Origin of the sequence: Actinomadura madurae (genome assembly GCF_900115095.1) — a bacterium.
GTDB classification, from domain to species: Bacteria; Actinomycetota; Actinomycetes; order Streptosporangiales; family Streptosporangiaceae; genus Spirillospora; species Spirillospora madurae.
Genome location: NZ_FOVH01000013.1, coordinates 74,069 through 91,883, shown reverse-complemented (window position 1 = coordinate 91,883; position 17,815 = coordinate 74,069). Strand labels below are relative to the sequence as shown.

Below are 17,815 nucleotides of genomic sequence, written 5' to 3'. Positions count from 1 at the left end.
CGTTGCCGCGCCCGCCCGGGTCACGGCGCGTCGCCCGCGGCGCTGTACTCGTCGTCGCCGACGGGCTCCAGCCAGCTGGTCGTCCCTAGGGAGACGGCCAGGTGCAGCAGGTAGCTTCCGGGCGCGCCGCCGTGCCAGTGGACCTCGCCGGGCGGAACCCACACGGTGTCGCCGGCCTGGAGCCGCTGCGGCGCCTCGCCCCGCGTGCGGACGAGGCCGCCGCCGGCGGTGACGTGCAGGATCTGGCCGTGCTCATGGCTGTGCCAGTGCGTGCGCGCGCCCGGGGCGAAGAAGACGTTGTTGACCGTGGTGCCGTCGGTCGTGGGCAAGACGGGGTCCAGCCAGACGGTCCCGGTGAAGGTCTCCGAGCGCCGCACGGACACTCCGTCCGCCGCCCGGCCGCGAATGATCTTCATGCCGAGCCCCTTCCGCCGTCCGGGCCGTCGTGGAGCCTGACCCCGCCCGCGATGTCGCCGATCGCGTCCACCACGCGGTTGCTGATCATGTCGGCGTAGCCGGTGCTGCCGGCCAGGCCGAAACTCGCCAGCGGCCCGGGGGCGTTGAGGCTGGGGACGCCCAGCTCGTGCAGGCGGTCGACGTACAGGACGACGTCCTTCATCATCAGCGCGCCGGTGAGGCCGCCTTCGAGGTAGTCGCCCTCGACGATGCGGGGGAAGCGGTTGAGCGTCGCGAAGTTGACGCCGCTGCCGGTGTTGAACACCTTGAGCAGCGTCCGCATGTCCAGCCCCGCCTTGCGGCCGGCCACCATCACCTCGGCGGTCGCCGCGAGGGCCACCGCGTTGAGGAAGTTGTTGAGCAGCTTGGCGGTGTGGCCGGCGCCGCTGCCGCCCATCGGGAACACCTCGGAGGCGAACAGGCCGAGCAGCCACCCGATCGACTCCAGGGCGTCCGCCGGGCCGCCCACCATGATCGTCAGGGTGCCCTTCTCGGCGGCGGCGGCACCGCCGGTGATGCCCGCGTCCAGGTAGGCGACGTCGCGCTCGGCGAAGGCCGCGTGCAGCCGGGCGGTCGAGGACGGGGCGGCGGTGCTGAGGTCCACCACGACCTGGCCGGCCCGGCTCGACGCCAGGAGCCCGTCGTCGGCGAGGACCACCGCCTCGACGGCCCTGCTGTCGGGGAGCGACAGCAGGACGACATCGCCGCCGTCGGCGACCTCGGCGACGCTCGCCGCCGCGGACGCGCCCGCCGCCGCGGCGCGCGAGGCGTCCAGGTCGAACCCGAGCACGGGATGCCCGGCGTCGACGATGCGCCGCGTGATGCGGCCGCCCATGTTCCCGAGTCCGATGAACCCGATCCGCGATCCGGTCACGTTCCCGCCTCCTCTCGTCCACGCGGAAGGCACGCGCCCTCCGCCGGAAACCGCCGTTCGCCCGTCATGAGACGTCCCCGGGATCCCAGGCCCCGGCGCCCCCGGACGGCCGGACCGTGTTCACCACGGACGCGCCGCCGTCCGCGGAGACGATCTCGCCGGTGACGTAGCCGGCGTCGTCGCTCAGCAGGAAGGCGACCACCCCGGCGATCTCATCGGGCGTCCCGACGCGGCGCATCGGGGTGGTGGTGCCGCGCCGCTCCATGTCCCCGCCGCCTCCCCTGGCGTCCCCGCCCCCGGCGAACAGCCCGGTCGGGACGAGGCCGGGGGCGACCGCGTTCACCCGCACGCCGAGCGGCCCGCCGTACAGGGCGCACCCGTGGACCAGACCCCCGACACCGTGCTTGGAGGTCTGGTAGGGCAGCAGGTCGGAGCTGCCGCGCAGCCCGGCGATCGACCCGGTGACGACCACCGCGCCACCGCCGCCCTGCTCCTCGTACCGGCGGAAGGCTGCGCGCAGGCCGAGGAAGGGGCCGCGCAGATTGACCCCGATCACATGATCGAACTCCTCGACCGTGAGATCGGGGAGCCGCGTGAACGTCCCGAAGATCCCCGCGTTGAGGTGGTGCAGGTCGATCCGCCCGAAACGGTCCACCGCGGCGCCGACGTAGCGGTCGACGTCCTCCTCCCGCGACACGTCCGCCTGGACCGCGAACGCGTCACCGGACAGGGCCTCGGCGACGGCCCGCGCCGCCGCGCCGTCGATGTCCACCACGACGACCCGCGCGCCCTCGGCCGCCAGGCGCCGGGCGCTGGCCGCGCCGATCCCCCCGCCCGCGCCGGTGACGACCGCGACCTTGCCGCCGAGTCCGCTCAGAGCCATGGTCTCGCTTCCTTCGTGTCGGCCGGTGCCGCTCGCGCGGCCCGGTGCGTCGTTCTCTGGAGGGGTCAGCCGATGCGGACGGCCGTTCCCGGGTCAAAGCCGTCGTGGACGGGGAAGCGCCGCAGCACGTCCGGGTCGTGCCCTGGGACGAGGACCCGTCCCGGTGCCGCGACGATCTCGTTGAGGAGGTCGAAGCCGCGGTACATCGCCTCGACGTCGGCGACGAACGTGAACGGCCGGTCCCGCTCGATCTCCTCGTAGTAGTGGACGGAGTCGGAGGCCAGGACCGCCTGCCCGCCGGCCGTGTCCACGAGGACGATCGCCTGGCCCGGTGTGTGGCCTCCCACGGGAACCACCTCGATCCCCGGGGCCACGGTGTACGGCTCGTCGATCAGGGTCATCCGGCCCTGCCCTCGCACCTCGGCCAGGTGGGAGGTCTCCCGCTCCTCCGCCGACACCGCGAACTGCGCGCGCCGGGCGTAGGGGCCGGTCCAGAACTCGAACTCCCGGCGGGCCATGGTCACCTCGGCGGCGGGGAACCGCGCGAGGTTGCCGATGTGGTCGTAGTGCGCGTGGGTGACGATCACCTGCGGCACCGTCGCGGCGTCCACCCCGGCCCGCGCCAGCGCCTCGACGGGGTCGACCACGGTGGTGCGTCCCCTGCGGGCGCCGCCCTCCGGGCCGAAGCCGGTGTCGATCACGACGGTGCGGGCGGCGTTGCGGGCGACCCAGCAGTAGTAGTCCATGCCGAGCGGTTCGTCCGGCTCGCCATAGATGGCGTAGTTGAGGTAGATCTCGGCTTTCGTTCCGGTCCGCGTTCCGTACCGGAGCGCGGTCACCTCGTACGTGGCGCCGTTCACGCCCGCTCGCCCTGCCCGTTCTCCAGGTCCTTCATCTCCTCGACCACGATCGGCGCGGCGGACGTGGCCGCGTGGATCCCGATGACGCTGGCGATCTCCATGACCTCGAGGATCTCCTGCGCCGTCGCGCCGTGGCCCAGGGCGTTCTCGATGTGCAGCTTGAGGCCCTTGACGTACAGGTGCGTCGCGGCGGTGTCGAAGGCGATGTAGATGAGCTCCTTGACCTTCGGTTCGAGCGGGCCGGTCCGCCACGGGACCGAGGAGAACTCTGTGTAGGCCTCGAACATCTCGGGATCCAGTTCGAGCATCTCGTCCCAGAAGGAGTGCCAGTAGCCGCGCGTCCTGGTGAACTCGGCCTTCAACTCCTCCTGGCGGGCGGTCAGCGGCGCCGGGCCGTCGCGCAGGCCGCGTTCCTGGAGCACCTCCACCAGGACCGGCACGCCGATGTTCATCGCGTGGATGCCCAGCGTGGAGGTCAGTTCGAGCACCTCCATGATCTCCTGTGGGGTCGCGCCGAGCCGGAGCGCCGCCCGGACGTGCTGCCGGACGCCCGGGAGGTACATGTGCGTCGCGGCGGCGTCGACGGCGATGTAGACGAACTCCTTGACCTTGTCGTCCAGGTGGTTCTTCCGCCACGGGACGGCGGAGAAGCCGGTGTAGGCCCGCACGAACTCGGGGTCGAGTTCCAGCATGGCCTGCCAGGTGTCCCCCCAGGTACCGCGAACCCGGATGAACTCGGCCTTGATCTCTTCCTGCACAGCGCTGAGCGCCATGGGCGTCACTCCTTCGGGATCGCGGCGCCGGGACGGCGTCGGCCGCCGGCGGCGGGCCGCCCTCCGGATCCGACTCGACGTCTGACAATACGATCGTCAGACATTAGATGGCAAGAGTGCCTCCACCCTCACCGCCGGATCCCGGCCGGGAGAGGGGCTCGGCGATGGCCCGGAGATCACCCGCGGTCGCGCGGCAATACCCTGGCCAGGGTCGTGACGGGGCCGATGGCCGATCTCGTGAACCGACTATTGCCGCCGCGTTGAGCGCGGGCTACACTGCACCGTAAATTGTCAGACAAGCCGACAGTCCAACGAAACGCTCGGGGGCGACGCGGTCGTCGCGCGGTCGGGCAGGGCCGGAACCCGGTCCACCGGCCGATGGACGCCGGCGCCCTTCCCGCTCATGCCGGGCAGGACACCTCCGGTGGGGCGACGCAACAGGTCGTACCAGATCGGCAACTCCACGAACTCCCCCGTCAAACGCGCTAACAGGAGACGACCATGTCGTACGAACCCCGGGCCCGCACGTCCCGCCGCCGTTCCCCGAACCGCCCGAGGTCCCGCGCCCTGCTCGGTGCCGGTGCGACCGGCCTGGCACTCGCGCTCCTGGCGAGCGCCTGCGGCTCCGGTGGCGAGGCCGGGGCGTCCGGGTCGGACGGCCCGATCGACCTCGGCATCTCCGTTCCGCTGAGCGGCGCCGTCGGGTCGAGCTGCGCCCCGATGAACAAGGCCATGCTCGCCTGGTTCAAGCACGTGAACGACGGCGGCGGCGTCAACGGCCGGAAGATCAAGATCGACAACCGGGACGACGGCTACGACGCCGCGCGGGCGGTCACGAACACCAAGGCGTTCATCGCCAAGAAGGTCGACGCCGTCACCGGCCAGTGCGGGAGCCTCCAGCCTCCCGCCCAGGTCCCGCTGCTCGGCGCCGCCAAGATCCCCTTCCTGTTCGTGTTCGGCGCGTCCACGAAGCTGCTGGACCCGCTGAACCCCATGTACTTCAACCTGATGCCGACCTACGGCGAGCAGCTGGTCTCCGCGGTCCCGTGGGTCTTCCAGAACGACGGCACCGGCACCGTGGCGATCATGAGCACGACCACGCCCGACTCCGAGCACACGGCGGCGCAGGTGTCGGACGCGGTGAAGAAGGCGGGCGGCACCGTCGCGGGGACGTACACCGCCCCGCCGGGGACCGCCGACTTCTCCCCCTACGTGCTCAAGATGAAGGGGCTGCGCCCCGACTACATCGTGCTCAACCAGATCCCGCAGGACGCGGCGCGCTTCACCAAGGCGATGACGGCGCAGAAGCTCGCGCCGAACCGCAAGCTGCTCGGCAGCTCCGCGGTCTCGCAGGACACCTTCCTGTCCACCGTGGACCCGGCGGTCATGCCGAAGCTGGTCGTCACCTCCGACACCCTCGACCCGGCCTCGGCGAAGAACACCGAGTGCACCAAGGTCCTCCAGGCGGCGGGGCTCAAGGTGGAGGGCGTCACGCTCCGCGGCTGCGGGACGGCGCAGGTCGTCGTCGAGGCGCTCAAGCGCGTCGGGCCGAACGTGACGGGCACCGCCATCGTCTCGCAGCTGGAGTCCTGGAAGAGCGTCAAGGCGTCCGAGATCTATCCCGAGCTGACCTTCTCCAAGACCGACCACGTCGGCGTCAGCTCGCTCTACGTCCTCGGCGTCAAGAACGGCGAGTTCGAGCGGATCGGCCAGCTCGGCGGATGACCGCGCGCGGACCGCGGCGGCCGCGGCCGCCATTCTCCGCACGCGCCTCCCGCGCGTGCCGTCGGGTGTCCCCAGTCCCAAGGAATCGGTGAGTCGTCGTGCTCGCACTGTCGGTGGTCATCAGCGGAATCGCGTTCGGCCTGGTCATCGGACTGCTGTCGTTCGTCCTCGTCTTCCTTTACAAGACGACGGGTGTCGCGAATTTCGCCGCCGGAAACATCGGAATGTTCGAGACGTTCATTGTGTATCGGATCTATACCGCCCAAGGGAACGTCTACGTGGCGGCAGGGCTCGGGATCGCGCTGAGCGTGCTGTTCGGCGCCCTGCTCTACCTGGTCGTGCTGCGGCCGTTCAGCAGCGCGGGCAACGCCAACATCCTGGTCCGGACGGTGGCGCTCTACCTGCTGCTCGCGGCGATGGCGAACGTGTTCTTCGGCAAGCACCAGCCGTACACCTTCCCGACGCTGCTCCCCAAGGGCGGGACCTCGCTCGGCGGGGTGGTCGTCGCCTGGTCCGACCTGATCAGCGTCGGCCTGGTCGTGGTCATCGGCACGCTGTTCGTGGCGATGTTCCGCTTCACGAACCTCGGGCTGCAGTTCCTCGCCGTCGCGCAGCAGGCGCCGATCGCGCGGCTGCTCGGCGTCCGGGCCGGGCGGCTGTCCGCCGTCGCCTACATGATCGCCGGGCCGCTGACCCTGCTCATCGGCCTGCTCATGGCGCCCAAGCAGCTCCTGTTCTCCCAGATGATGGACCCGATCCTGCTGTACGCCTTCGCGGCGGCGGTCGTCGGCGGCTTCACCAGCCTGCTCGGCACCTTCGTCGGCGGGATCATCATCGGCGTGGTGACCAGCCTGGTCTCCACCTACGCCGGCGGCGACCTGACACTCGCCAGCGCGCTGGCGATCATGCTGCTCACCCTGGCCGTCCGGCCGAACGGCCTGTTCGGCACCCCCCAGGTTGCGAGGCTCTGATGCTGGCACGCGCACGCGAGAACGTCGGATGGCCCCTCCTGGCCATCCTGGTCCTGCTGGCCCTCACGCCCCTCGCCGTCACGGAGGTGAGCACCCGCTCCGTCCTCGTGGTGGCCATGATCTACGCGACCGGGGCGGTCGGGCTGGACGTGCTGACCGGCTACTCCGGGCAGTTCTCCTTCGGGCAGTTCGTCTACTTCGCCGTCGGCGCGTACGTGATGAGCTCGCTCCGTGAGCACGGCGGCCTGCCGTGGGCGGCCGCGCTGGTGATCGCCGTCGCCGCGGCGGGCCTGCTGGCCGCGCTGGTGGCCTCGGCCCTGGTGCGGCTGAAGTTCTTCGGCTCCGCCGTCGGCACCTTCTTCCTGGGCGCCGTGACGCTCGACCTGCTGAGCGGGAAGCGGCTGGCGGACTGGACGGGCGGTTCGAACGGGATCGTGGCGCCGCCGGTGTCGATCGGCGGCCTCGATCTGAGCTCCGGGACGGGCCTGTACTTCGGCGCGCTCACCGCGCTGGTCCTGGCCGCGCTGGTCTGCCTCCGCTACACCCGGACCCGGGCCGGCGTCGCGGCTCGGGTGATCAAGCAGAACGAGGTCGTCGCCGCGGTGATGGGGATCCGCGTCGTCCGGGAGAAGGTGCGGGCGCACGTCCTCGCCGGCTCGGTCGCGGGGCTCGGCGGCTGCATGCTCTCGATCAACCTGGGCTACCTGTCCCCCGAGACCTTCGGCGTGACCCAGTCGATCATGCTGTTCGCCATCGTCGTCGTCGGCGGGCTCGGCAGCATCGGCGGCCCCATCCTGGGCTCGGTGTTCTTCTTCGTCTCCACGTACGCGCTGTCCACAAGGTACGAGGGAGTGTCGGAGCTCTTCTTCGCGGTGATCCTGCTGGCGATCGTGGTCTTCTTCCACGGCGGGTTCTACGACCTCGGCGAGCGGCTGGCGCGCCTCCTCCGGTCCCGGTCCGGCGGCGTGCTGAGCCGTCCCGGCCGGGGCGGTTCGGGCGGGTCCGGGCCGGCGGCCCCGGTGATCGAACCGAAGCTGCCGGTGTCCACCGGTCCGCGCGCCGCGGGCACCGTCCGCGGCGGGAGCGACGACGTGCTGCTGCGGATCGAGGACCTCACCGTGCGATTCGGCGGCGTCAAGGCCCTGGACGGCGTCTCGCTCGACGTGCGCCGCGGTGAGGTGCACGCCATCATCGGGCCCAACGGGGCGGGCAAGACCACGCTGCTCAACGCCATCAGCGGGATCCAGGCGCTGTCGTCCGGGACGGTGGCCCTCAACGGCCGCGACCTCGGCGGCCTGTCGGTCTCGTCCCGGCGCAAGCTGGGCATCTCCCGCACCTTCCAGCACCCCTCGCTGGTCGGTGACCTCGACGTGCTGCGCAACGTCACGATCGGCTCGTTCGAGAGCCACGACGGCACCATCTGGACGGAGCTGGCCGGCACCGTGAGGCAGCGCCGCCGCCGGCGGCGGGCGCACGCGCGGGCCGTGGCCGCGCTGGAGACGCTGGAGTTCCCGCGAGAGCGGTGGCCGGCCCTCGCCGGCGACATCACGATGGGCGAGCAGAAGCACGTCGACATCGCCCGCGCGATGGGCGCCGAGCCGACGCTGCTGCTGCTCGACGAGCCGACGGCCGGCCTCGGGACGGAGGAGATGGCCTCGGTCGCCAAGGCGATCGAGGCGGTCCGCGACGCGGGCGTGTCCATCCTCGTGATCGCGCACCATGTCGGGTTCGTCCGGCAGGTGGCCGACCGGTGCACCGTCCTGGACTTCGGGAAGGTGCTGCTCTGCGAGACGCCCGACCAGGTGCTCCAGGATCCGCAGGTCAGGGAGGTCTTCATGGGGACGGGAGACAAGGCGTGACATCGTCGGGACTGCGCATCGAGGACCTGTACGTCAGGATCTCGGGCGCGCGCATCATCGAGGGGCTGACGCTGTCGGTGCCGGTCGGCGACATCGTCGGCCTGGCCGGCCGCAACGGCGCGGGCAAGACGACCACGCTGCGCGCCGTCTCCGGGCTGACCGGCCGCAGCGGCGGGTCCGTCCGGCTCGACGGCGCGCCGCTGCCCGGCAGGCCGGAGGCGGTCGCCCGCAGCGGCGTCGCCCACGTCCCCGAGGGCCGGGGCATCTTCGCCGACCTGACCGTGGACGAGAACATCCGGCTCGGCATGCTCGCCGGGCGCGGCCGGGACGACGGCCTCCGGCGCAGGCTGGAGGAGGCGTTCCCCGCCGTCGCCCGGCTGCGGGGCCAGAAGGCCGGACGGCTGAGCGGCGGCGAGCAGCAGATGCTGGCGCTCGTCCGCGGCCTGATCAGCCGGCCGCGGATCCTGCTGGTCGACGAGATGAGCCTCGGGCTGTCGCCGCGGGCGCTGCGCACCGCGATCGAGACGGTGGTCGCGTTCGGGCGGACGGAAGGGGTCGGCATGCTGATCGTCGACCAGAACAGCCGGATGCTGCACGAGCACTGCGACCGGATGTTCCTGCTCAAGGACGGGCGCGTCGAGCCGTGGGACGAGGCGGCCGAGTCCGCCTCGGCGTACTTCGACTGACGCGTACCTCGACGGACGCGTACATCAACTGACAGGGCGGCGCCGATGGATGACCGGGACACCTCCGATCCCGGAGGGCGGGTGACGCGGCCGGTGACCCGGTCGCTGGCGGTCGTCCGCCGCCTGGAACCGAGGGTCCGGGCGTGGACGCACCTCGACGAGCGCGCCTGCCTGGAGCGGGCCGGGCAGGCCGACCGGGAGGCCCCCGGCCCGCTGACCGGCCTGGTGGCCGGCGTGAAGGACCTGGTGGACACCGCCGGCATGCCGACCTCGTACGGGTCGGCGGTCTACGCGGACCACCGCCCTCGCGCCGACGCCGCCGTCGTCCGGCTGCTCAAGGACGCCGGGGGCTTCGTCCTCGGGAAGACGGTGACGACCGAGTTCGCGCTCATGACCCCCGGTCCCACGACGAACCCGTGGCGGGAGACGCGCACGCCCGGGGGCTCCTCCAGCGGCTCGGCCGCGGCCGTCGCGTGCGGCATGGCGGACGTGGCCGTCGGCACCCAGACCTACGGCTCGCTGATCAGGCCCGCGAGTTTCTGCGGGGTGTGGGCGTTCAAACCGTCCCGCGGGCGGGTCCCGGTCACCGGGGTCAGACCGATGGCGCCGAGCTTCGACCAGATCGGCTGGTTCGCCCGCTCGCCGGCGCTCATCGAGACCGTGCACCGCGCGGTCGCCGGCGCGGCGCCCGTCCGGCCCCTCTCCGCGCCGCCGCGCCTCGGGTTCCTGGACGTGTCGGCCTGGCTCGGGCTGGAGCCGGAGGTGCCGGCGAGCCTGGCGACGCTGCGGAAGGCGGCGGCGCGGCGCGGCGCGACCGTCGTCGAGCTGGACCTCGCGGACCTGCTCCGCCGGACGGGCGAGGCGCACCACACGGCCGCGTCCAGCGAGATCGCGGAGAGCCTGCGGCCGGAGCTGGAGCGCCACGGGGACCGGCTCTCCGCACCGCTGCGGGGCTTCGTGGCCGAGGGCGCGCGCGTCACCCCGGCGGACCGCGACGCGGCGCACGCGGTGCTGCGGGACCTCGGGGCGCGGCTGGCCGCGGCGCTGGAGACGGTCGACGCCCTGCTGCTCCCGTCCGCCGTCGGGGAGGCACCCCGCGGCCTCGCCTCGACGGGCGACCCGGTGTTCTGCTCGCCGTGGACGGCCGTCGGCTTCCCCGCGCTGAACGTTCCCGGGGCGACCGGCGCGACGGGCCTGCCGATCGGCGCGCAGCTGGTCGCCGGGCCGGAGCGGGACGACTTGCTGCTGGGATGCGCGTACTGGCTCGCCGGGGAGAGGTGACCGTGCGGGACGTGGAACGACCGCCGAACGGTCCCGTCCGGCGGTCGTGGCTCATTTCAGGTCGCCGGCTCCGGGTCGTCGACCTCCCAGCGGACGAACGTCACGTCCTCGTTCACCGGGTCGAACACGGCGCGGACCCGCCGGCCGACGCGCAGCGCGTCCGGGTCGCCCACCATCGTCCCGTACATCTTCCGGCCGGCGTCGAGCTCGATGAGGCCGACCGCATAGGGGACGTCAGCGGCGAAGGCGGGATCGAGCGCCCGGTGGTAGACGGCGAAGCTCCACAGCCTCCCCCGGGCGGGGAACTCGTGCCACGCGCGTCCGGTATGCCGGCATTCGGGGCAGACGGGCTCGGGCGGCCACTGGAGGTAGGAGCAGTGCGTGCAGCGGGGCAGGACGAGCCGCGACTCGCGGGCGGCGGCCCAGAACGGCGCCGTGAGCGGATCGTCGACGTCCGGGAGGGGTTTGGCGCTGCCGGGCAGCGGTTCGGTGGCCTCGCTCATGCGGTCTCCCTGGTGGACAGAAGGGTGGCCGCGCCCTTCCAGAAATCGTGGGTCTGCGCGTGCAGGGCCAGCTCGGGGCCGTCCAGCTGGCGGTCCCCGCACTCCCCCCGAAGCTGGCGGACGGCCTCGTACAGATGCATCCAGTTGTGGGTGTAGCTCTCCGAGAGCTGCCCGCCGTGCGTGTTGACGGGCAGGGACCCGCCGGGCCTGGTGCGTCCCTCGGCGAGGAACGGGCCGGCCTCGCCGATGCCGCAGAAGCCGTACCACTCCAGCATCTGCAGCACCCACACCGAGGTGCCGTCCTGGAGATACGCCGCGTCGATGTCGCCCGCGGTGACGCCGGCCTCGGCGTACAGCCGGCCGGCGATGTCGCCGAGCCAGGGGCGCATCAGCTTGTCCTCGTTCTGCTCGTTCCGGATGGCCGACTGCTGGGCCATCGCGAGCAGGTGCACGGGGGCGGCACGGCAATCCCTGGCCCGCTCCGCGGACGTGACGACGACCGCGGCGCCGCCGTCGGAGATGAGGGTGAGATCGGGACGCCGGAGCGGCGCCACGATGTATGGGTGCCGGAGGTAGTCGTCGATCGTCATCGGCTCGCGGAAGACCGCCAGCGGGTTCAGCCGCGCCCATTCGCGCTGCGCGACCGACACCCAGCCGAGCTGCTCCTCCGTGGTGCCGTACAGGTGCATGTGCCGCCGGACGGCCATCGCGGCGGGGCCGGCCACGTGCACCAGGCCGGCGAGGCGGAGCCAGTCGCTCGACCCGCCGATCGGGCGGGAGAAGCCGATCCGCGCGCTGCGCGCGTTGGTCCCGAAGGTGAGCAGCACGGTGGTGGCGAGCCCGGACCGGATCGCCATCGACGCCAGGTGGAGGGAGAAGGAGCCCATCCCGTAGTCGAGGGTGGTGCTGAAGGCGGGGTTGACGCCGAGCAGCGGTCCCATGGTCTCGTCGGTTCCGTGCGCCGTGAGCGGCGCCTTGCACGTGATCAGCCCGTCCACCGCCGACATGTCGAGCCCCGCGTCGGCGAGCGCGAGCACGGCCGCGCGCACGGCGATCTCCTCGGGCGACTCGCCCGGGATCTCGCCCTGCTCCGTGGCACCGACCCCCACGATCGCGCTGCGTGCGCGTTGTCCCACCCGCCGTCTCCCAACCTTTCCCGGCAGGCCGACCGGCCATGCCCACCACAAATCGTCTGACAATCAGACATTATGTGGTCCATCGTGGAGAGCGCAACAGGCGGGGTTCCGGGAGCGCCGCAGACCGCGCGTTCAAAGGTGAGACGGGCGCCTCTACGGGCCACCCGGACAGGTCCGATTCGGCTATCGTCCAGGAGTGAGTTGGTCTGGCCGTCCGACAGCGGGGACTGGAGCCCACGCGACGGCGGCCCCTTTGCTCAGGAGGAGTTCGGTCATGGCGGAGCGGAACAAGCCGGAGGGCGCGGGTTCGCCGTCCACGACCGGCATGGGGCTGCGCGCACCCATCGGCCGGGTGGCGGCACCGCTGCGCGACCAGGTGCTCCAGGTCGTCCGGGAGGCGATCCTCGACTTCCGGCTGCGGCCGGGGCAGCGGCTCATCGAGCGGGAGCTGATGGAGCAGCTCAGCGTGTCCCGCGCGACCGTGCGCGAGGTGCTCGCCCAGCTCGCGTCCGAGGGGCTGGTCACCAACATCCCCCAGCGCGGCGCCATCGTCAGCGTCCTGACGACCGACGAGGCCGCCGACATCTACGAGATGCGCGTCGCCCTGGAGTCCCTGGCCGTCCGCCGGTTCGTGGAGCGGGCCACCGAGGAGCACATGTCCCGGCTGCGCGCGGCGCTGGAGGAGCTTGAGGCGGCCAGGAAGAGCGAGGGCGCGGACCTCGCGCGGCTCATCGCGAAGGACGAGCTCTACAAGGCCCTGTTCGCGGGCGCCGACAGCCCTCCGCTGACCCAGATGCTGACCAGCCTGCAGGGCCGCCTGCGGCGCCTCCGCTGGACGTCCCTGTCCGCTCCGGGGCGGCTGGACCGGACCATCGCCGAGATGCGCACCCTGGTCGAGGCGATCGAGGAGCGGGACGTCGGCCGGGCCATGGCCGCCTCCGACCTGCACGTGCGCAATGCCGCGGCGATCGCGCTGGCGCGGATGGCGGAGGCGACCGGCGAGCCCGCCGAGGGGGCCGAGACCGGCTCCGGCGAGGCCGGGCGCGGCGCGTAGCGGCTCGCCTCCGCCGGCGAGTGTCTGACATCGGGCCGCGTTCCCCACGGGCCCGTTAACACCGCGGGCGCGCCCTGCCCTACCCCGCGTGGCCGCGACGGCCCCGCGGGGTTTCCGCATGTCCGCGGGTCACACCCCTTCTTCCCACGGCCTCGACGTGCTGTAGCGGGCACCGTCCGCCCAGCCTTGACTGGCGTGGACTCGCGAGGCAAAATGAGGCGTATCGTCTGACTGTCAGACAATAACGAAACACCGGGCATCAGAGGGGCAGCGAGTGACGGAACGAGACCAGGAAAGCTCCCCGGACGCCGCGAGCATCCTCGTCGCGGACGTCGGCGAGGGGATCGTCCGCATCACCCTCAACCGGCCCGAGAAGCGCAACGCCCTCGACGCGCAGGCGCGGCAGGCCTTCCTCGACGCGCTGGACGCGGCCAGGGGCCGCGCCAAAGTGATCATCCTGGCGGGCGCCGGCGGCACGTTCTCCGCCGGGATGGACCTCAACCAGCTCGCGGGCGGCGACACCGCCCAGGAGGACGAGCTCAACGCCTCCTGGCTGCGGGTCCAGGAGGAGATCCGCCGGCACCCCGCGATCGTCATCGCCGCGGCGTGCGGATACGCGCTGGGCGGCGGGTCCACGCTGATCAACGCGAGCGACCTCGCGGTGGTGGCGGAGGACGCGCAGATCGGCATGCCGGAGATCGGGTTCGGCTTCTACCCCGGGCTGGCCGGGCCCGCCGCCCAGCTCAGGCTGGGCCCCAAGCACGCGGCCTGGCTGGTCCTGACGGCCAAGCGCATCGACGGGCGGACGGCCGTCGACTGGGGCATGGCCAACATCGCGGTCGGCGCCGACGCGGTCGCCGGCGCGGCGCTGGACCTCGCCCGCCACATCGCCAGGTTCGACGCGGTCGCGCTGGAGTGGTCGAAGAAGGCCCTCTGGCACATCCCCATGCACGTCAACGAGTGGCGGACGGCGCTCGAGTTCGGCGCCTACACCAACTCCCAGATCCACGCGCGGACCGACGGCCACCGCCAGGCGCTGGACAACTTCACCGCGGGCCGCCCGAATCCCGGCCAGGGGGCGGCGTGACAGGGTCCGAGCCGCCGCGCCTGCGGGTCGTGGAGATCTCCGGCGGGGTGGGGGGTCCGGTCTGCGGCCGGCTCTTCGCCGGGCTGGGCCACGACGTCGTCCGGTGCGAACCGGCCGGCGGGGACCCGCTCCGCCGGCGCCCCCCGCTCAACGCCGCCGGGACCGGCCTGGAGTTCGTCGCGCTCAACGCCGACAAGGACGCCGTCCGGATCGGCTCCGGGGACGCCGGCGCCCGGGACCTCCACCGGCTGCTCGACCTGGCCGACGTCGCCGTCCTCGATCTCACCCCCGCCGCCGCCGCCGAACTCGGCCTCGGCGCCGACGGCCTGCGGGAGAGGTGGCCGCGGCTCGTCGCCGTCTGGATCCTCGGCTTCGGCCGCGACGGCGCCTACCGCGACATCCCCGGGGACAGCCTGCTCGCCGAGGCCTACGGCGGCCTCGCCACGATGATCGGCGAGCCGGACCGCCGGCCGCTTGGCCTCGGCGGCGAGCAGGCCGCCTACTGCGCCGGCGTGACGGGCTTCCTGGGCGCCATGCTGGCCCTGCGGCGGCGGGACGCCGGGCACGGGGGCGACCTCGTCGAGGTGACCATGTGCGACGTCGTGGCGTACATGGACTGGAAGAGCGACGTCGCCGAGTCCATGACCGGCCGTCCGCCCATGAGGTCCGGGGCGGACCCCGGCGACTGGCGGCTGGTCCGGGCGCGCGACGGATGGGTCGGCTTCATCTTCCAGCAGAAGCACTGGGCGCAGGTCGTCGAACTCGTCGGCGCGCCGGAGCTGGCGGACCCGCTGCTGGCGGACGAGTCCCACCGGCAGGCCAGGGCCGCCGAATGGTGGCCGGTCGTCGAGCGGTGGGCGGTGGAACGGTCCGCCGAGGACATCTACCGGCTGGCGCAGCGGCTCGGGCTGCCCTTCGGGTGGGCGGCCCGCGCGTCCGACCTCGTCCGGTCGCCCCAGCTGCGCCACCGCGGGTTCATCACGCCCGAACCGGACCCGGGCGGATCGACCCCGGCCGTGGGGACGCCCGTCCACACGGCCGGGCTGCCATGGCGGTCGGGGACGGCTCCCGAGCCCGCGGACCGGATGCCGGAGCGCTGGACGTCCCGGCCGCCGGGCACCGTCCCCGGGCCGCGCCCCCCGAGCGGCACCGCACCGCTCAGCGGGATCGTCGTGCTCGACTTCGGCACGATCACGGCCGGGGCCGCCGTCACCCGGTTGCTGGCGGACTACGGCGCGACCGTCCTGAAGATCGAATGGACGGACCGCCCCGACACCTTCCGCTCCTGGAAGATGCCCGATCCCGCCGGCGGCGCGGCCACGGCACCGACGTCGCCGTACTTTCCGTCCAACAACGCCGGGAAGCTCGGCGTCGCCGTCAACCTCAAGACGCCCGAGGGCCGGGAGGTCGTGCACCGGCTCGCCCGGCGCAGCCACATCCTCGTGGAGAACTACCGGGTCGGCGTCACGCGACGGCTGGGCATCGACGCCGACACGATCCGGGCGGTCAACCCCGACCTGCTCTACCTCTCGCTGTCCAGCCAGGGGCAGGACGGCCCGGAGGCGGGGAACAGCTCCTACGGATCCACCCTGGACCTGCTGTCCGGCCTGGCGTCGGTGACCGGGTACGAGGCGGACCGCCCGCTATGGTCGTCCTCCGACGTCAACTACCCCGACCAGCTGGTGTCCCTGTTCGGGGCCGCCTTCCTGGCCTACTGCCTCCAGCGCGGGATCGAGGGCGTCCACCTGGACGTCTCCCAGCGCGAGGTGGTCAGCTGGACGCTGGCGGCCGAGATCGCCGACCACCTGGTCAACGGGAACGACGCGGCGCCGCACGGCAACCGCCGCCCCGGCCGCACCCCGCACGACACCTATCCCTGCTCCGAGCCCGGCACGTGGATCGCCATCTCCTGCTTCACCGACCGGCACCGCGACGCCCTCGCCGCGCTCGCCGCCCCGGCGGCGCTGGCGGGCCATGACGAGGCCTGGTGGTGGTCCCACGAGGACCTCGTCGACACCGAGGTGACAGGCTGGACGCGGCGGCGGACGAGGAAGGAGGCGATCGCCGAGCTGCTCGCCGCGGGCGTCCCCGCCGTCCCGGTGCTGGACGCGGCCGGCCGACGCGACGAGCCGGGCTTCGCCTCGCGGGGGGTCACCCTGGCCACCTGCCAGGGGCCGGTCAAGGGCCTGCCGATGCGCCTGCACGGCCACGCCCCGCGCCCGCCGGTCACCGCGCCCGGCCTGGGCGCCCACACACGGGCGGTGCTCCGCGACCTGGGTCGCATGTCAGACGAAGAGATCGATGATCTGGAGGGGCGCGGTGTCATCCACTGCGGCCCTGAGGCGAGCCCCTCCCCTATCCGCGCCCCCGAGCCGAGGAGTGATCAGCCGTGACCGTCCCAGCCACTTCCAGCGGCGAGCTGCTGTCCATTCCCACCATGCTGATCCGTGGTGGCACCAGCCGGGGCGTCTACCTCCTGGAGAGCGACCTGCCCTCCGACCGCACGCTGTGGGGGCCGTTCCTCATCGCGCTGTTCGGGGCACGCGACGCCCGGCAGCTGGACGGTCTGGGCGGTGCCATGCCGACCACCAGCAAGTGCTGCATCGTCGGCCCGAGCACCCACCCCGAGGCCGATGTCGACTACACGTTCGCGCAGGTAGGGATCGGTGAGCCGAAGGTCTACTGGGACTTCAACTGCGGCAATCTGACGCCCGGCGTGGGGACGTTCGCCGTGCTGAAGGGGCTCGTCCCCGCCCGTCCGGGCACGACCAGGGTGCGGATCAACCAGACGAACACCGGGATGCTGCTCGGCGTCGACGTGCCCACGGGCGACGACGGCAGCCCCCTCATGGACGGCCCGCTGGAGATCGCCGGGGTCTCCGGGACGGGCGCGCCCGTCCTCACCGACTTCTCCGCGACGGTCGGCGCCTCCATGGCCGGCGGCGTGTTCCCGACCGGGAACCGCGCCGACACGCTTGACGTTCCCGGCATCGGGACGATCACCTGCTCGATCGTCGACCTCGCCAACATGTGCGTGTTCTTCCCGGCGGAGCAGGCCGGGATGACCGGGTACGAGACGATCGACCGCGGCCCGGACGTCGTCGGCACCTTCATCGCCGTCCGGCAGGCCGCGCAGCGGCTCCTCGGCGTCGACCCCCGCAAGACGACCCCGTGGCCGGTCGCCGTCGCGCCGCCGGCGTTCTACACCACGGTGGGCGGGCGGACACTGTCCCCGGACGCCTACGACTTCGCGGTGCGCTTCGCCGGGATCCAGCCGATGCGCGACACGATGCACGAGGCGTACCCGGGGACCGCGAGCTGCTGCACGGCGGTCGCGGCCGTCGCGGCGGGCACCGTCGTCCACGACCTCTACGCCGCGCGGGACCACAAGGACGAGGCCGTGCTCATGGGCCATCCGTCCGGAGTCATGCGCGCGGACGCGAAGGTGAAGGAGCACCCGGGCGGGTGCACCGTCGAGCACGCCGCCATCGCGCGGACCGTACGGCCGATCATGAGCGGGGAGGCGTACGTCCGCCGGTCCGACCTGGCGGCGCTGGCCGAGGAGATCGACCCCGAGGACCTCACGCGCAGCGGCCCGCCGTCCACGACACAGGTGGCCGCCCCGGCGCCGCCCGTCGCCGGGGTCAGCGGCTGAGCCCGGCGCACC

At 72.7% G+C, this 17,815-nt stretch carries 16 protein-coding genes; 9 read left to right on the top strand and 7 right to left on the bottom strand.

What is annotated here, in order from left to right:
* Positions 1-20 precede the first annotated feature (20 nt).
* From BM339_RS31255 to BM339_RS31235, 5 genes are all read right to left on the bottom strand, one after another.
* Positions 21-416, bottom strand: a complete 396-nt coding sequence (locus tag BM339_RS31255) for a cupin domain-containing protein (RefSeq protein WP_021592472.1) — start codon at positions 414-416, stop codon at positions 21-23.
* The gene (locus BM339_RS31250) at positions 413-1,330 is read right to left on the bottom strand and encodes an NAD(P)-dependent oxidoreductase (RefSeq protein ID WP_021592471.1); all 918 of its coding nucleotides are present in this window, start codon (positions 1,328-1,330) and stop codon (positions 413-415) included. Before BM339_RS31250 ends, BM339_RS31255 begins: the two co-directional genes overlap by 4 nt.
* A gap of 64 nt (positions 1,331-1,394) precedes the next feature.
* Positions 1,395-2,213 (bottom strand): SDR family NAD(P)-dependent oxidoreductase, encoded by an 819-nt coding sequence (locus BM339_RS31245; RefSeq protein ID WP_021592470.1) that lies wholly within the window; start codon positions 2,211-2,213, stop codon positions 1,395-1,397.
* Positions 2,214-2,278: 65 nt separating this feature from the next.
* On the bottom strand, positions 2,279-3,073 hold the full coding sequence (locus BM339_RS31240) for an N-acyl homoserine lactonase family protein (protein ID WP_075023203.1): 795 nt from the start codon (positions 3,071-3,073) through the stop codon (positions 2,279-2,281).
* Positions 3,070-3,846 (bottom strand): carboxymuconolactone decarboxylase family protein, encoded by a 777-nt coding sequence (locus BM339_RS31235; protein ID WP_021592468.1) that lies wholly within the window; start codon positions 3,844-3,846, stop codon positions 3,070-3,072. The genes BM339_RS31240 and BM339_RS31235 overlap by 4 nt, the downstream gene beginning before the upstream one ends.
* A gap of 501 nt (positions 3,847-4,347) precedes the next feature.
* On the opposite strand from BM339_RS31235, the gene BM339_RS31230 reads away from it, so the two are divergent.
* The 5 genes from BM339_RS31230 (at position 4,348) to BM339_RS31210 (ending at position 10,368) form a co-directional block, all read left to right on the top strand.
* The gene (locus tag BM339_RS31230) at positions 4,348-5,571 is read left to right on the top strand and encodes an ABC transporter substrate-binding protein (protein ID WP_075023202.1); all 1,224 of its coding nucleotides are present in this window, start codon (positions 4,348-4,350) and stop codon (positions 5,569-5,571) included.
* 98 nt (positions 5,572-5,669) lie between these two features.
* Positions 5,670-6,542 (top strand): branched-chain amino acid ABC transporter permease, encoded by an 873-nt coding sequence (locus BM339_RS31225; protein ID WP_021592465.1) that lies wholly within the window; start codon positions 5,670-5,672, stop codon positions 6,540-6,542.
* Positions 6,542-8,401 carry a branched-chain amino acid ABC transporter ATP-binding protein/permease gene (locus tag BM339_RS31220; protein WP_075023201.1) on the top strand — a complete coding sequence of 620 codons (1,860 nt, stop codon included), beginning with the start codon at positions 6,542-6,544 and terminating at the stop codon, positions 8,399-8,401. Before BM339_RS31225 ends, BM339_RS31220 begins: the two co-directional genes overlap by 1 nt.
* The gene (locus BM339_RS31215) at positions 8,398-9,087 is read left to right on the top strand and encodes an ABC transporter ATP-binding protein (RefSeq protein WP_021592463.1); all 690 of its coding nucleotides are present in this window, start codon (positions 8,398-8,400) and stop codon (positions 9,085-9,087) included. The genes BM339_RS31220 and BM339_RS31215 overlap by 4 nt, the downstream gene beginning before the upstream one ends.
* Positions 9,088-9,132: 45 nt before the next feature.
* Entirely contained in the window at positions 9,133-10,368 is a 1,236-nt protein-coding gene (locus BM339_RS31210) for an amidase (protein ID WP_075023200.1), read from the top strand.
* 56 nt (positions 10,369-10,424) lie between these two features.
* Here the strand turns inward: BM339_RS31210 and BM339_RS31205 are convergent, their stop codons facing one another.
* Both BM339_RS31205 and BM339_RS31200 read right to left on the bottom strand, forming a co-directional pair.
* Positions 10,425-10,871 (bottom strand): Zn-ribbon domain-containing OB-fold protein, encoded by a 447-nt coding sequence (locus BM339_RS31205; protein WP_075023199.1) that lies wholly within the window; start codon positions 10,869-10,871, stop codon positions 10,425-10,427.
* Positions 10,868-12,007, bottom strand: a complete 1,140-nt coding sequence (locus BM339_RS31200; RefSeq protein WP_024933956.1) for a thiolase C-terminal domain-containing protein — start codon at positions 12,005-12,007, stop codon at positions 10,868-10,870. Before BM339_RS31200 ends, BM339_RS31205 begins: the two co-directional genes overlap by 4 nt.
* A gap of 274 nt (positions 12,008-12,281) precedes the next feature.
* Between BM339_RS31200 and BM339_RS31195 the strand changes: the two genes are divergently transcribed.
* The 4 genes from BM339_RS31195 to BM339_RS31180 all read left to right on the top strand — a co-directional run bounded on the left by BM339_RS31195 (position 12,282) and on the right by BM339_RS31180 (position 17,803).
* Positions 12,282-13,061, top strand: coding sequence for a GntR family transcriptional regulator (locus BM339_RS31195; RefSeq protein WP_021592459.1), 780 nt, complete (start codon positions 12,282-12,284; stop codon positions 13,059-13,061).
* A 274-nt stretch (positions 13,062-13,335) separates the two neighbouring features.
* The gene (locus tag BM339_RS31190; RefSeq protein ID WP_075023198.1) at positions 13,336-14,148 is read left to right on the top strand and encodes an enoyl-CoA hydratase/isomerase family protein; all 813 of its coding nucleotides are present in this window, start codon (positions 13,336-13,338) and stop codon (positions 14,146-14,148) included.
* Positions 14,145-16,541, top strand: a complete 2,397-nt coding sequence (locus tag BM339_RS31185) for a CaiB/BaiF CoA-transferase family protein (RefSeq protein ID WP_075023197.1) — start codon at positions 14,145-14,147, stop codon at positions 16,539-16,541. Before BM339_RS31190 ends, BM339_RS31185 begins: the two co-directional genes overlap by 4 nt.
* Entirely contained in the window at positions 16,538-17,803 is a 1,266-nt protein-coding gene (locus BM339_RS31180) for a PrpF domain-containing protein (RefSeq protein ID WP_075023196.1), read from the top strand. The genes BM339_RS31185 and BM339_RS31180 overlap by 4 nt, the downstream gene beginning before the upstream one ends.
* Positions 17,804-17,815: the final 12 nt, after the last annotated feature.

Excerpts from the sequence above, each read along its gene's own strand:
- BM339_RS31255 (WP_021592472.1), bottom strand. The coding sequence starts at position 416 with ATGAAGATCATTCGCGGCCGGGCGGCGGACGGAGTGTCCGTGCGGCGC.
- BM339_RS31245 (WP_021592470.1), bottom strand. The coding sequence starts at position 2,213 with ATGGCTCTGAGCGGACTCGGCGGCAAGGTCGCGGTCGTCACCGGCGCG.
- BM339_RS31235 (WP_021592468.1), bottom strand. The coding sequence starts at position 3,846 with ATGGCGCTCAGCGCTGTGCAGGAAGAGATCAAGGCCGAGTTCATCCGG.
- BM339_RS31230 (WP_075023202.1), top strand. The coding sequence starts at position 4,348 with ATGTCGTACGAACCCCGGGCCCGCACGTCCCGCCGCCGTTCCCCGAAC.
- BM339_RS31220 (WP_075023201.1), top strand. The coding sequence starts at position 6,542 with ATGCTGGCACGCGCACGCGAGAACGTCGGATGGCCCCTCCTGGCCATC.
- BM339_RS31210 (WP_075023200.1), top strand. The coding sequence starts at position 9,133 with ATGGATGACCGGGACACCTCCGATCCCGGAGGGCGGGTGACGCGGCCG.
- BM339_RS31205 (WP_075023199.1), bottom strand. The coding sequence starts at position 10,871 with ATGAGCGAGGCCACCGAACCGCTGCCCGGCAGCGCCAAACCCCTCCCG.
- BM339_RS31195 (WP_021592459.1), top strand. The coding sequence starts at position 12,282 with ATGGCGGAGCGGAACAAGCCGGAGGGCGCGGGTTCGCCGTCCACGACC.